Raw genomic sequence first — 14,140 nt, forward strand, 5'->3', positions numbered from 1 at the left:
TCGCCGTTCCAGCACATCGAGATCTACGAGTCGACCGACTGGGGCAACGTCATGCTGATCGACGGCGCGATGATGCTGACCACCCGCGACAACTTCCTCTACCACGAGATGATGTCGCACCCGGCGCTGTTCACCCATGCCGACCCGAAGCGCGTGGTGATCATCGGCGGCGGCGACTGCGGCACCCTGCGCGAGGTGCTGCGCCACCCGGGCGTCGCGAAAGCGACCCAGTGCGACATCGATGAACAAGTCACCCGCATGGCGGAAAAGTATTTCCCCGAGCTGTGTGAATCCAACCATGATCCGCGCGCCGAACTGCTGTTCGACGACGGCATCGCCTACATGGCGAACTGCGAGCCGGGCAGCGTGGACCTCGTGATCGTCGATTCCACCGATCCGGTCGGCCCGGCCGAAGGCCTGTTCAACGCCGCGTTCTTCGCCAGCTGCCATCGCGCGCTGAAGGACGACGGCATCCTGGTGCAGCAGAGCGAATCGCCACTGGTGCTGCTGGACCTGATCCGGGAAATGCGCGCGGAAATGGGCAAGGCCGGCTTCGCCAGCTTCCAGACCCTGCCGTTCCCGCAGCCCTGCTACCCCACCGGCTGGTGGAGCTGCACGATGGCGAAGAAGGCGGCGAACGCCGATTTCGGTTTCCGCGAGGCCGATGCCCGCGGCAAGTCCTTCCGCACCGCCTACTACAGCGCCGACCTGCACAAAGGCGCGCAGGCGCTGCCGCCGTTCGTGGCCCAGACACTGGCCGGCTGACCGCCCGCCCCGCGGGAACTGCGACAGCGGGCACGGAAGGCGTATCGTTGCGCCGATAGGGTGTCGGGTCGATCCGACGCAAGGGGGCGTGTGGCAGCGCAGTCGCGTCCAATCCGGGCATGCCTGCTGGCCGCGCTGATGGCGTGGCCACTGGTGGCGTTCGCCGCCACGCCGCAGCATGCCGACGCCTACGAACCCACTTCGACCCGCACCGCCGCCTTCGATGCCACCCTGCAGAGGGTGGTCGGTCCGGAATGGCTGGAAAGCACGTTCGCTGCCTATGACGCCGACCTCGAGCGCCTGCGCGCCCTGCTCCCCGCCGGCGACATGCCGCGCGAGGTCCGTTTCCGCTCGGTGTACTGCGGCAGCAGCAAGTGGAAGGAACCCGAGCAGGGGCTGGCGTATTCGGACGAAGCACTGAGGCTGGCGCGCGATGCCCGCGACGTGGCGTCGGAAGCGCGCGCGATGCTGTGCCGCGCCACCTACGTCATTCTGGTCAGCGGCTCGCAGCGCGGCCTGCCCGAGGTGGAAAAGGCCATCGCACTGCTGCAGGCCGTGGACGAACCGCAGCTGCTGGCGGAAGCACTGCAGATGCGCGGCGACATCCATTCGCTGCTGGGCGAGCAGGCGAAGGCGATGCTCGATTTCCAGCGCGCGCGCGCCGCCTACCGCGCATCCGGCATCGACCGTGAGGTGGAGTCGCTGATGCTGAGCATTGCGGTCGCATATCGGCGCATGGGCGACTGGCCGCAGGCGCAGCGCTATTTCACCGCCGCGGTGAAACGCATGCAGGACAAGGGCGACTGGGAGAGCGTGGCCACCAACCTGAACGAGCTTGGCTACCTGCATGGGGAATCCGGCGCCCCGGAGAAGGCGCTGGCGTCCTTCCGCGAAGCCGAGCGGGTGGCGATCAAGCACGACGACGCCTACAACATCAACGCGGCGCGCCTGGGCATCGCTGAAAGCCAGATCGCGCTTGGACAGCCGGACGCCGCTCTGAACATGCTGCGGCAGGCCCGGGCCGGTTACGCGGCCGAGCACGACGCCTCCAGCGAGGACATGCTGCTGATGATTACCGGCCAGGCGCTGGCGCGGCGGGGCCAGCATGCGGAGGCGCTTGCGCGCTACGAGCAGGCGCTGCCTCTGATCCAGCAGGACGGCAACGAGCGCTACCTGGCGATGCTGTTCAAGGCGCAGGCGGCCAGCAAGGAGGCGCTCGGCCAGGCCGGTGCCGCACTGGCGGACTACAAACGCTACACCGACCTGCAGATGAAACTGCAGGGCAAGATGCGGCTGGAGCAGAGCCGCATGCTGGAATACGAGTACGAAATCCGGCTCCGCGATTTCGAGAACCGGCAGCTGCGCGCGGAAGCAACGATCAAGCAGCAGGAAGTGGCCGCGCTGGAAGCGCTGCGGCGCTGGCAGTGGCTGGCGATCGGCTTGGGCGTGCTGCTGATGACCCTGCTCGCCCTGCTGGCATGGCGGCAGTGGCGCAAGTCGCGCCGGCTGCGCGACCTTACCCTGCTCGATCCGCTAACCGGGGTCGCCAACCGCCGCGGCATCGAGCGCGAGGCGGCCCGCGCGATCGGTGGCGCCACGCGGCCGGGCGATTCGGTCTCGCTGCTGATCCTCGACCTCGACCATTTCAAGGCGATCAACGACCGCCACGGCCATGCGGTCGGCGACCGCGTGCTGCGCGCCGCCGCCGACGCCTGGCACACGGTCCTACGCGGCTGCGATCCGCTGGGCCGGATCGGCGGCGAGGAATTCGTGGTGGTCTGCGCGGACACCACGCTGGAACAGGCGATGGTGGTGGCGGAACGGCTGCGCGAGGCGACCGCCGCCCTGCGCTTCGACGACATCGACGCGGCGCTGCGGGTCACCGTGAGCATCGGCGTGGCGCAATCGCAGCGCAGCGGCGACACCCACGAAGGCGTGCTGGCGCGCGCCGATGCCGCGCTGTACCGGGCGAAGCAGCGCGGCCGCGACCGCGTCGAGCACTGACCGATACAGCGTGGTGCCGTACCCGAATCACCATGGAATCACTTGAGGTCATCCACCTGCGACTCCGTCACCGCCTCGGTAACGCTAGCTGTCCCGAGCCGGAGAAATTGCACCGTCTTGCATGGCAATGCGGCGGCCGGCAACGCCAGCACAGGCTTCCGAGTGGGTCACCATCAATATGGTCCCACCGTTTCTGTGTACACCTGCAAGCAGCTCCATGACTGCTTCACCACTGGACGAATCCAGGTTTCCCGTAGGTTCATCCGCAAGAATCAGGCGAGGCCTTCCAACCAGCGCGCGGGCAATCGCCACGCGCTGCTGCTGCCCGCCAGAGAGCTGTGCTGGTCGATGATCAAGACGGTGGCCCATCCCGACCTGTTCCAGCGCCTGCGCTGCACGCGCCATGCGCTCGCGCTTTGCCACGCCGCGAAACTCGAGAGGCAGGGCGACGTTTTCGCAGGCTGTCAGTTCATCAATCAGGTTGAATGCCTGGAAGATAAAGCCAATCTCGCGGTTTCGGATTTGCGCGCGCTGTCCAGCGGACAGGCTTCCGATCTCGTGTCCGGCGAGCTTGTACGATCCGCCAGTGACCTGATCGAGCAGTCCAACCACGCTGAGCAGTGTGGATTTCCCACAGCCGGATGAACCGGTGATGGCGATGAATTCGCCTGGATCGACACGCAGATCGATGCCGCACAGCGCATGCGTTTCGACCGTATCCGTGCGGAAGATCCGGGTGACACCGTTCAGTTCGATCAGGGATGCGCTATCGGAAGGGTTCATTGCAGTCGGAAGGCAAGAGGGTTGTTCCAGTCGGAAAGATTCGACAACACGATGCGGTCGCCTTGCTTCAGCCCGCTGACGATCTCGATGCGATCCGACGACGCTCGTCCGTAACGCACCGAAACGCGTTCGGCGCGGTTGTCGCTGTCTAGCCGATACAGACTGCCGGTCGAGTCCGGCCGTGCCTCTGGTGGCCGTGGGATCGTCATTACGTTGGCGATTCGATCGATGCGCACCGTGCCGGTAATGCCTAGCTCGGGCCGCGCCTCCGCTGGCAACGGGCCATCCGGTTCGACCAACACTTCCACCGCAGCGTTCTGCACCCCGGGTGCGACGCGTGCGATATGGCCGACAAAGGTCGCGCTGCGCAGGTCGATCAACGCTTTCATGCCCGGCACAATGTCCTTGGCCTGCGCTTCCGGTACGCTGAGCCTGGCTTGTAGCGGTGATGTCTGCACGATCAGGCCGAGCGGTGCGCCCACTGCCACCTGTTTGCCCTCCGTGGCTTCGATCGATTGCACAACACCATCGATGCCGGCGCGCACGCGAAGCGCATCGGCCTGTCGTTCCCGCTGTTCGACCGCCTGTCGCAACTGCTCGATGCGCGCCTTGCCCGCTTCGACCTGCTCCGCCACGTTGCGGCGCAAACCGGCAAGACGGCGGCCACCGATCCGCAATTGTTCGGTCAAGGCTTCAAGCTTCTGCCGTGTCTGCATGTGCTGGAGGTCCGAAATCAACTTCATGTCCAGCAGCTTGGCTTCCCGCTCGGCCTGTAAACGGGTGTAGCCGTGGTCGGATCGCAGGGTCGCAAGCGAGGATTCCAGATCCATGACCTGGCCTTCCAGCGTGAGGCGCTTGGAAATTTCGTCCGACAGCGCTGCGGTCAGCGCGCTGCGGGCCGTGATGAGCTGATCCTGCAGTTCAGGATTGCTCATTTCCATCACCACGTCATCGGCCCTGACACGCGTGCCCGGTTGCGCCACGATGCGTTCCACCGTCGCCATTGATTGCGCGGTCAACCAGCGCTGGACCTTGGGGGTCAGCACCCCGGTTCCGCGCACCGTGCGCTCGAAATCGCCGAAGCGTACGCTGTCGATCCACAGCCGGTCGGCGGCGATGCGCGGAACCCCGGGGGCAAGCCAGCGATAGGCAACGGTACCGGTCAGCAACAGGATGCAGATGACCGCGCTCGCTTGCATGGTCCGCCGCGTGCGTCGCTGCGGATGATCCATGCGGGCAATATCCATCTGCCCGATGACGAACGGCTTGTCGGGTTTGTTCACGTCTTCATTCCTCGCGCAGATGCTGTGCCAGGGGTTTGGCGAAGAATTCGCGCAGCAGGATCGCGGCGGCACCAACGCACGCCAGTGCCATCAGCAAGGCGCTACACACGGGCATGGCCCAAGCAAAGTCGGCAGGCTTGAGCATGCCCCGAGATGCGAGCGATGGCCCGGCCAGCCACATCGCCAGCATGCCCAGGATCGTGCCCAACAAGATGGCAATCAGCACGCCGCGTGCACCGTGCCAAGCCGTGGCCAGCGGACCTTCGCCAAGACTGGCGCGAACGGCCAACATGCGCCGCCGCCGGCGCACTTCCAGGGTCACGATGGACAGGATGGTCAACGCGGAAATGATGATCGTGATGGCTGCGGCTATCAGGCCCAACAGGGCGCGGCTGCGGTATTGCGCCAGCGCCTCCTCGGCTTTCTCTGCCAGGTTGGCTGGCTCGCCGAAGCGTACGCGACCCCCATCGACGCGAACGCCGGTCTCCGCCAGATCGGCCGCCTGTTCTGCCGTATTCGGACCGCGCAGCACGAGATTCGCGATCATGGGGGAATCGCCAAGCGTCACGTACCCCACCGGCGCTTCCTTGTCGGGGTCAGGTCCATACGGGATGCGATCCACGATGCCGACGATGCGCCACGGCATGCTCAATTCATCGTACAGATTCATGCCAAGCACATCGTTCTTGCCGGTTGCCTGTACCAGCCGCTGCGCGGCCTGCGCATCCAGCACCAGCTCCATGGCGCTGAGGCTGGTGTCGAAGGCGCGTCCGGCACGCAAATCGGCACCGATTGCCTGCATGCCCTCCGCATCCGCTTCGTTGAGCAGCACTTTCAGTACTGGCGGCCCGCCTGCGTCCAGGGAATAGGCACTCAACGCCTCCTTGGCCGTAGACAGGGGGCGGATTTTCACGAAGCCCAGCGCCTGCGTACGTGGCAGCTGTGCACGTACGCCACGTACGACGGCTTCACGCCGGCCGTGATCCAGGCTTGCGCCGCTAGAACCGAAGTCAGTGTTGATAAACAGCGCCCACACCTGACCGGCTCCTTGCTGTGACAGTGCCTGCCACACCCTCAGCGCGTTGACCGTTTGCAGCGTACCGAACAGCAGGGCGATGCTGGCCAGCATGGTCACCAGTGCTGCCATCGGACGGAACAGCCGTTCGACCTTGCCTGTCGTTGTCCGCAAGTTGCCAGCGTCGTACCGCAAGCCGGCCAGATGCACCACGGCCAGCCCCAGCAGCCAGCCGAACACGGTCACCGCCAGCACGATGGCAAGCCAGGCCCGCCACGAATCGCGGTTTTTGTACTCCGCCGACCACGCCAGCAGGGCATAAATGGCCGAATCCTGCTGCAACAGCGCCGACATCACACGTTCCAGTGGCAGCGCCAGCAACGCACCGGCAAGCACAGGAAGCACCACGAAACCAAGCCCCAGCAGCGCATGCGTGCGCCGCGGAATGCCAAGCTGGAGGAAGGTCCATTCGCTCTGAATCTTGCCGGCTCGCAGCAGCGCCGACCAAGCGGCAAGATTGGCGGTGGCCACCACCAGCATCACCGCACACAGCACAAGGTACAGCCAGGAACTGGTATCGGCCGTGCGGCGCATGTCGGGCTGATTGGTGATGCCGGGCACCGCGCGGAAACTGTCGAATGGCGGCTCGGCCAAGTCGCGGCGCGACAGCGCGCGCTGCAGCTTGCCGCGAAAGACCGCCGCCTGTCCGCGCGCAGGAATGGCCATTGTCCAGTAAAACCCATCGATGCCTTTGACTGTCGTAGTGGGGGACAGCAGGTCATGACCCAGGCGCCAATCCACCCAGACGTCCGTTTCGTGATCCCACAGGCCGTTGAAATCGCGTGCAATGCCGACCACACGCAGGGCACGCCCGGCCACCTGCAACGTCTCGGGCGGCGATTGCAGCCCCATGCGTGCGATGAATTGCTCGGACACGACGCAAGTGGGGGCAGTGCGATCGTCGCCGAATTGCCGTGCATCCCCGCCCTTGATCGCCACCCCAAGCGCAGTGAAGAAGTTCGGCGACACCACGTCCACGGCCGCCTCATGCTCCGCACCGACGATGCCAATATCGATCATCCGCGCACCGGAGGAGGAAATCACCGCGCCGCTGTCGCCCATCTCTTCCTGCATCGCGATGATCTGCGGTGGAAACAGGAATAGATCGAAGTCCCTCGCCGTGATGTGCGCGAAAATACTGACGGGCTCGCCCGCAAAATTCGTGCCCTGCGGATGACCGCCGCGCAGCACCGCATGCAGGTTCAGTGCGGCCAGCGTTGCCGCAAACGCAACGGCCAGCCCCAGCACGGTCAGCACAAGGCTTGGGGCGCGGCCCAGTAGGCTGCGCAGCAAAAAGGCGTGCATCAACGCATCCCTGCTTGTGCTCTCATGCGTTCAGGCCGGCCGTGCGGCTACTTTTTTGGGATGAAATAAGGCTTGGGCCCGTGCACGCGCACTGGCCTGCGCGCGCTGTTTTGCGGCGTTGGACGATAGCGATAGAACATCACCGAAGCGATGAACGGCTTGGGATCGACATGGGCGGGGGTGATGGACTTGAACTTGAAATCCACCGGCACGCCCTTTTCGTTGATGGTGACCTCGTAATCCAGCACGACACGCCCATGCTTGTCGACCAGCTCAAATACGGCCCGAACCAGCGGCGGCATCTTGGGGGCCATGTCTTCCTGGGCAGGACGCCAGTACTGCTTCACCTCTTTTTGCGATACGTCGCGCGGCATTTGATCTGCGGCCACGCAGGCGGAGGCAAGAAGCGCTTGCAGTAGCAGGATGCAGAGCCATGCAATGATCCGTTGTTGATTCATTTCTTCACCTTTCCAGTTACCAAAACAGCGCCGGCATAAGCCGGCGCTGTAGCTACATCAGGTGCACCGCCACGAATCGTGGAAAATGGCGTAATTTCCGTTGCCGTCCCACACAACGTAGTCAGAACCTGCGCATGCCCCTGACCATCCAGGCGGCAAGGCTTGAGCATTACCCATCGGCAGCAATGCCGCGCCTACTGCGATCACCGCTCCCAGCACCATCGTACGAAGCTGCATCCTTGGCTCTCCAATGTGTGACCCGCGTCACTGCGGGACGGGCAGTCGAACATAGGGGGGGGGGGGGGGATGTCAACACCGACTCAGATCGCATCGGCATCCAGCTCGCCGGTGCGGATGCGCACCACCTTGCCGAGGTCCCAGACGAAGATCTTGCCGTCGCCGATCTTGCCGGTGCCGGCGGCGCGCATGATCGCCTCGACCACGGCATCGACCTGCTCGTCCGGCACCGCGACCTCCAGCTTGATCTTGGGCAGGAAGTCGACCAGGTACTCGGCACCGCGATACAACTCGGTATGGCCCTTCTGGCGGCCGAAACCCTTGACCTCGGTCGCGGTGATGCCGGCGACGCCGGCGTCCGCCAGTGCCTCGCGCACGTCGTCCAGCTTGAACGGCTTGATCACCGCCATCACCATTTTCATCACGACGCCTCCCAGTGGTCGGCGCGAGCATACCGCGCGGCGCCGATGCATACTGCCCCTCCGGACGCGGGGTTTCCTGACCGCGTCCCGCACCCTGCACCGACGGCCATGGCGCACCGCGATGCGCATGCTGGCGACACCCGCAGGAGAACCCCGATGACCCCCGAGCGCATGATCGACCTGGCCCAACTCGACGAACTCGCCCGCCGCCTCAGCAGCCTGGTCCCGCCGGGCCTGCGCGAGAGCCGCGAGGAACTGCAGCAGAACTTCAAGTCGGTGCTGCAGGCCGGTTTGGGCAAGCTGGACCTGGTCACCCGCGAGGAATTCGACGTGCAGCGCGCGGTGCTGCTGCGCACCCGCGAGAAGCTCGACGCGCTGGAACAGCGCTTGGCCGAACTGGCCGACGCCCCGCAACCGCCGCGCCACTGAGGCCGCCGCCATGGGTCTTGCGATCGTGCACAGCCGTGCGCGGGTGGGCGTGCGTGCGCCCGAAGTCCGGGTGGAAGTGCACCTGGCCGGCGGCTTGCCGTCGATGAACATCGTCGGCCTGCCGGAAGCGGCGGTGCGCGAAGCCAAGGATCGGGTCCGCGCGGCCATCCAGTGCGCGCAGTTCGAATTCCCGTCGCGGCGGATCACCATCAACCTGGCCCCCGCCGACCTGCCGAAGGACGGCGGGCGCTTCGACCTGGCGATCGCGCTGGGGATCCTCGCCGCCAGCGGGCAGCTGTCGAACGACGCGCTGCAGGAATGGGAATTCCTCGGCGAACTGGCGTTGACCGGGGAAATCCGCTGCGTCGATGGCGTGCTCGGCGCCGCCATCGCCGCGGGCGAGGCAGGCCGACGCCTGCTGGTCGCACCGGGCAACGGACCCGAGGCCGCGCTGGCCTCGACCGTGGACGTGCGCACCGCGCGCACCTTGCTGGAAGTCTGCGCCGCGCTGGATGCCGGCAAGCTGCTGCCGCGTGCGCAACCGCTGCCCTGCCGCGACCGCCCACCGCCGGACCTGGCCGACGTGCGCGGGCAGGCGCAGGCGCGGCGCGCGCTGGAGATCGCCGCGGCTGGCGCGCACCACGTCCTGTTCGCGGGCCCTCCCGGCAGCGGCAAGACCCTGTTGGCCTCGCGGCTATGCGGCATCCTGCCGCCGCCGAGCGAGACCGAAGCGCTGGAAGCGGCGGCGATCGCATCGGCCCGCGGCTTCGGTGAAGGTGGCCGCGGGCTGGATCCCACCCGTTGGCGGCAGCGTCCGTTCCGCGCACCGCACCACACTGCCAGCGCGGTGGCGCTGGTCGGTGGTGGTGCCGACCCGCGCCCTGGCGAAATCTCCCTGGCCCACCACGGCGTGCTGTTCCTCGACGAACTGCCCGAATGGAGCCGGCATGCGCTGGAAGTGCTACGCGAACCGCTGGAATCCGGCAGCGTGCACATCTCCCGCGCGGCCCGTCATTGCGAATTCCCGGCACGGTTCCAACTAGTGGCGGCGATGAACCCCTGCCCCTGCGGCTGGGCCGGCGATCCCTCCGGTCGCTGCCTGTGCAACGACGAGATGATCCGCCGCTACCGCGCGCGCATCTCCGGCCCTCTGCTCGAACGCATCGACCTGCACGTGGAGGTGCCGCGGCTGCCGCCGAGCGCATTGCGCACCGACGGCCCGCCGGGCGAATCGAGTGCGTCGGTGCGCGAACGGGTGCTGCGTGCGCGTGCCGTGCAGGAGGCGCGATGCGGCTTGCCCAATGCGCGCCTCGACCAGGCGCGGACCGACGCGCACTGCCGGCTCGCCCCGCGCGACACCGCCCTGCTGGAACGGGCGGTGGACAGCCTGCAGTTGTCGGCGCGCTCGCTGCACCGGATCCTGCGCGTCGCCCGCACCATCGCCGACTTGGCCGGATCGCCCGACATCCAGACTCCTCATCTCACCGAGGCGATCGGCTACAGGCGGCTGGAGCGCGGGCGCGAACGCGTCGCGGCCTGACAGCGGCGTGGCCGCACGCCGGTGTCGTTTCCGTATGCTGCAAGTTAGAACACAACGGAAGAGGCGCCATGTCACTGCATCGCTCGCTGCTCGTCGTTTCGATCTCCGCCTGGCTGCTGGCCGCCTGCGACCGCGGTGCACCCGAGACCTCGGCCAAGGCCGAAAAGCAACCATCCGCGCCCGCCACCATCGAGGACGTGGAGCTCATCCCGCGCGATGCGCTGTTCGGCAATCCGGAGCGCACCGATGTGCAGATCAGCCCCGATGGCAAGTACCTGAGTTGGCTGGCCGCGGTCGATGGGGTGATGAACGTCTGGGTCGCGCCCGCCGAGGACGCAACCAAGGCGCGTGCCGTCACGTCCGACAAGGCGCGCGGCATCCGCCAATATTTCTGGTCGTTCCAGCCCGACACGCTGCTGTACCTGCGCGACACCGGCGGCGACGAGAACTTCCACCTGTTCGCGGTGGACCTTGCCAGCGGCCAGTCGCGCGACCTCAGCAACTTCCCGAAGACCCGCGCGTATGTGGTCGGCGTCAGCCACCTGCATCCGGACGCGGTGCTGGTCGGCATGAACGATCGCGATGCGAAATGGCATGACCTGTACCGCGTCGACCTCGCCAGCGGCGAACGCACCCTGGTCGAGAAGAACACCGGCGAGTTCGCCGAATACCGCGTCGATCCGGATTTCAAGGTGCGGCTGGCGACCAAGTCGCGCGCGGACGGCGGCAGCGACCTGCTGGAACCGGACGGCAAGGGCAGCTGGAAGATGGTCGACGAAATCCCGTTCGCGGACTCGCTGACCACCTTCCCCGGTGGTTACACCAGCGACGGCAAGACGCTGTACTTCATCGACTCGCGCGGGCGCGACACCGCCGCGCTGTTCGCCGTCGATACCGCGACCGGCGGCAAGACCCTGGTGCTGGAAAACCCGCGCGCCGACGTCAGCGATTCGCTGCGCGACCCGGCCACCAACAAGGTGCAGGCGGTCGCCGCGAACTACCTCAAGGAAGAGTGGACGCCGGTCGACGACGGCATCGCCGCTGATCTCGCGGCGCTGAAGGCGATCGGCCCCGGCGAAGCCTGGGTCGCATCGCGCACGCAGGATGACAAGACATGGATCGTCGGTTACTCGGCCGCTGAGACCCCTGCGGTGTATTACCGCTACGCACGCGGCGGCAAGCCGGAAAAACTGTTCTCCACGCGCCCGGCGCTGGATGGCAAGCCGCTGGTGCCGATGTGGCCGCAGGAGATCAAATCGCGCGATGGCCTGACCCTGGTCAGCTACCTCACGTTGCCGAAGACCGCCGATGGCAACAACGATGGCAAGTCCGACAAACCCGCGCCGATGGTCCTGCTGGTCCACGGCGGTCCGTGGGCGCGCGATGCCTACGGCTACAGCGGCTACGCACAGTGGCTGGCGAATCGCGGCTACTCGGTGCTGTCGGTGAACTACCGTGGCTCCACCGGTTTCGGCAAGTCATTCGTCAACAAGTCGGACGGCGAATGGGCCGGCAAGATGCACGACGACTTGCTCGATGCCGTCGACTGGGCGGTGAAGAACGGCGTCACCACCAAGGATGACGTGGCGATCATGGGCGGCAGCTATGGCGGCTACGCTACCCTCACCGGCCTGACCTTCACCCCGGACACCTTCAAGTGCGGCGTCGACATCGTCGGCCCGTCCAACCTCAACACCTTGCTGGCGACGATCCCGCCGTACTGGGCCGCGTTCTTCGAGCAGTTCGCCAAGCGCGTCGGCGACCCGCGGACGGAAGCCGGCCGCAAGCTGCTGGAGGAACGTTCGCCGCTCACCCACGTGGCGAAGATCAGCAAGCCACTGCTGATCGGCCAGGGCGCCAACGACCCGCGGGTGAAGCAGCCGGAGAGCGACCAGATCGTCAAGGCGATGCAGGAGAAGAACATCCCGGTGACCTACGTGCTGTTCCCGGACGAAGGCCACGGCTTCGCCCGGCCGGAGAACAGCAAAGCGTTCAACGCCGTGGCCGAGGGCTTCCTGGCGCAATGCCTGGGCGGCCGCGCGCAACCCATCGGCAGCGACTTCGCCGGCTCCAGCATCAACGTGCCCGCCGGCGCGGATGGCGTGCCCGGCCTGGCAGAGGCGCTCAAGTCGCACACGGCATCGGTCAAGAACTGACCACGCCACTGGCCGCGCGGCTCAGTCGCGCGGCCAGACCTTGCGGTTGGGATCGAACTCGGATGTCATCAGCGTCGCCGCGCGTTTCCCGAAGCCGCAGACCACCAGCGGACTCTGCGCGTACGCGGTCATCCCGAATGCGCGCTCCAGGTCGACCTCGTTGATCGCGCCGGTGACGAAGGGGCCAAGCCCCGCTTCGGTCGCGCACAGCTGCAGCGTCTGCGAGAGGTGTCCGACATCGAGCACGCACACGCGATACGCCTTGGCGTGGTTGCGGTACTTCCAGAAATTGCGATGGAAGCGCGGTGCCAGCACGCACAACACTGCGGCATCGGCAAAGAAGTCCTGGCCGGCGACCGCGATGCGCGCGAACGCATGCAGCTCATCGTCGCTCCAAACCCGCTGCGCGGCATCGCCCAAGGGCCGGGTGCATGCGTCGCCGAGCTGCGGCGGGGCGATCGCAGGCGCCACCGGTTCCAGCGCATGTGACTCGATGCGATACCGGTACAGGCCGGGCGCGATGCCCTCCACCCGCTGCACGATCAGCAGGCAGTCGGTGGGATGCAGCGAACCGCCGGACGGACTGGTGCGCTTGTAGACATCGAAGCCCGGTGCCGGACGGCCGATGCCACGCGCGCCGAACACCCGTGCCATCAGTTGCGAGAACGTGGCCAGCGGTAACCAAGCATCGGGGTCGTAGTTGCGGCAGGTCGTGCGGGTGTCGAGCAGCGCATCGAAGTCGTCGCGTTCGATCCGTGGCAAGGCAACGTGCGTCTCTGGCGAGATGGATGGCTCGACCGGCGGCGGAGGCAGCCCGTGCTGGCGCAGCAACCCTTCATTGGTGTCGACGTCGGCCTCGGCCATGCCCTTGGGCCCGTCGACGCCTTGCCAGCGCGCCGCCATGTGCGCCACCGCTGCCGGTGGATGCCAACCCTGCTCGCGAAAGGCCGCATCGCTGGGTGACGACTCGGCATCTTCGAGATCCGCCAACAACAGGCCCGCAGCGAGCAGCGCATCCACCGCGTCGCCACCGAAACGGGCATCCAGGTCGTCGCGTGCAATCCAGTCGACCGGGCCCAAGGCACCCAGAACCGGGGCATGCGCAGGGTCGACCTCGATCGACGCACCCAGGTGCGGCGCATGCGCGAACCAGGCCAGCCGACTCACCACCCCGGTGCCACCCGCCAGCAGGTCATCCAACTGGAAACTGGCCACCTCGCGCGGCTCCAGCCACACCACCGCGCACCGCCTGATCAACATGCCGCACTCCGCCGTCCCGATGCGATGGTATTGTCCGCGTTCCATTCAACAGGGGGAATGCCGTGGCACAAGACAAGAGTCCGCCCGCCGGATTGCATCCGCGCGTGGCCAAGTTGCTGCTGGACAAGCTGGAGACGGACAGCGACTTCCGCGATGCCTTCGTGGACTCACCCGAACAGGCGCTACGTTCAATTGGCCACACAGAAGCGGCGCCGTGTTTGGCGCTAAAGGCAGGTCAGACGCTGGCCTCGCCGGAGCAGATCAGGGCGTCGCGCGACAAGCTGGAGCAGTCGCTGCTCGGCATCCAGAGCGCCACCTGTCCGCTGGACGCCCAGCAAGGCATGTAATCGGATCGGCATTCCGATCCGCGCCTAGGAAGGCCCGATGGCTGCCAGCCCCCGGGCCTTTTTCGTGGTCCTTCAG

At 66.4% G+C, this 14,140-nt stretch carries 12 protein-coding genes; 6 read left to right on the forward strand and 6 right to left on the reverse strand.

Features of this window, described 5'->3' with window-relative positions:
* Together speE and ACE3T8_RS11610 are read left to right on the forward strand one after the other, a co-directional pair.
* Positions 1-765: polyamine aminopropyltransferase (gene speE / locus ACE3T8_RS11605; RefSeq protein ID WP_374609357.1), on the forward strand; the 765-nt coding region annotated here is incomplete at its 5' end.
* 138 nt (positions 766-903) lie between these two features.
* Positions 904-2,769 carry a diguanylate cyclase gene (locus ACE3T8_RS11610; protein ID WP_374609358.1) on the forward strand — a complete coding sequence of 622 codons (1,866 nt, stop codon included), beginning with the start codon at positions 904-906 and terminating at the stop codon, positions 2,767-2,769.
* Positions 2,770-2,853: 84 nt separating this feature from the next.
* Here ACE3T8_RS11610 and ACE3T8_RS11615 read toward each other — a convergent pair whose 3' ends face one another.
* The 5 genes from ACE3T8_RS11615 to ACE3T8_RS11635 all read right to left on the reverse strand — a co-directional run bounded on the left by ACE3T8_RS11615 (position 2,854) and on the right by ACE3T8_RS11635 (position 8,332).
* A complete protein-coding gene (locus ACE3T8_RS11615; RefSeq protein WP_374609359.1) occupies positions 2,854-3,552 on the reverse strand; it encodes an ABC transporter ATP-binding protein in 699 nt (232 codons plus the stop codon).
* Complete coding sequence (locus ACE3T8_RS11620; RefSeq protein ID WP_374609360.1) at positions 3,549-4,835, reverse strand: efflux RND transporter periplasmic adaptor subunit; 1,287 nt, start codon at positions 4,833-4,835, stop codon at positions 3,549-3,551. Before ACE3T8_RS11620 ends, ACE3T8_RS11615 begins: the two co-directional genes overlap by 4 nt.
* A 4-nt stretch (positions 4,836-4,839) precedes the next feature.
* Positions 4,840-7,215 (reverse strand): ABC transporter permease, encoded by a 2,376-nt coding sequence (locus ACE3T8_RS11625; RefSeq protein WP_374609361.1) that lies wholly within the window; start codon positions 7,213-7,215, stop codon positions 4,840-4,842.
* A gap of 47 nt (positions 7,216-7,262) precedes the next feature.
* On the reverse strand, positions 7,263-7,673 hold the full coding sequence (locus ACE3T8_RS11630; RefSeq protein ID WP_374609362.1) for a hypothetical protein: 411 nt from the start codon (positions 7,671-7,673) through the stop codon (positions 7,263-7,265).
* Between the two features lie 320 nt (positions 7,674-7,993).
* A complete protein-coding gene (locus ACE3T8_RS11635) occupies positions 7,994-8,332 on the reverse strand; it encodes a P-II family nitrogen regulator (protein WP_187553297.1) in 339 nt (112 codons plus the stop codon).
* A 171-nt stretch (positions 8,333-8,503) separates the two neighbouring features.
* On the opposite strand from ACE3T8_RS11635, the gene ACE3T8_RS11640 reads away from it, so the two are divergent.
* The 3 genes from ACE3T8_RS11640 to ACE3T8_RS11650 all read left to right on the forward strand — a co-directional run bounded on the left by ACE3T8_RS11640 (position 8,504) and on the right by ACE3T8_RS11650 (position 12,457).
* Positions 8,504-8,761, forward strand: a complete 258-nt coding sequence (locus tag ACE3T8_RS11640) for an accessory factor UbiK family protein (RefSeq protein ID WP_374358546.1) — start codon at positions 8,504-8,506, stop codon at positions 8,759-8,761.
* 10 nt (positions 8,762-8,771) lie between these two features.
* Complete coding sequence (locus ACE3T8_RS11645; RefSeq protein WP_374609363.1) at positions 8,772-10,301, forward strand: YifB family Mg chelatase-like AAA ATPase; 1,530 nt, start codon at positions 8,772-8,774, stop codon at positions 10,299-10,301.
* A gap of 74 nt (positions 10,302-10,375) precedes the next feature.
* Entirely contained in the window at positions 10,376-12,457 is a 2,082-nt protein-coding gene (locus ACE3T8_RS11650; protein ID WP_374609411.1) for an alpha/beta fold hydrolase, read from the forward strand.
* 21 nt (positions 12,458-12,478) lie between these two features.
* On the opposite strand, the gene ACE3T8_RS11655 is transcribed toward ACE3T8_RS11650, so the two are convergent.
* Positions 12,479-13,717, reverse strand: a complete 1,239-nt coding sequence (locus ACE3T8_RS11655) for a putative peptide maturation dehydrogenase (RefSeq protein WP_374609364.1) — start codon at positions 13,715-13,717, stop codon at positions 12,479-12,481.
* A 62-nt stretch (positions 13,718-13,779) separates the two neighbouring features.
* Here ACE3T8_RS11655 and ACE3T8_RS11660 point away from each other — a divergent pair, with 62 nt between their 5' ends.
* Positions 13,780-14,064 carry an NHLP-related RiPP peptide gene (locus ACE3T8_RS11660; RefSeq protein ID WP_374609365.1) on the forward strand — a complete coding sequence of 95 codons (285 nt, stop codon included), beginning with the start codon at positions 13,780-13,782 and terminating at the stop codon, positions 14,062-14,064.
* The last annotated feature ends 76 nt before the right edge of the window (positions 14,065-14,140 follow it).

This window comes from Thermomonas sp., from assembly GCF_041919455.1.
Taxonomy (GTDB): Bacteria; Pseudomonadota; Gammaproteobacteria; order Xanthomonadales; family Xanthomonadaceae; genus Thermomonas.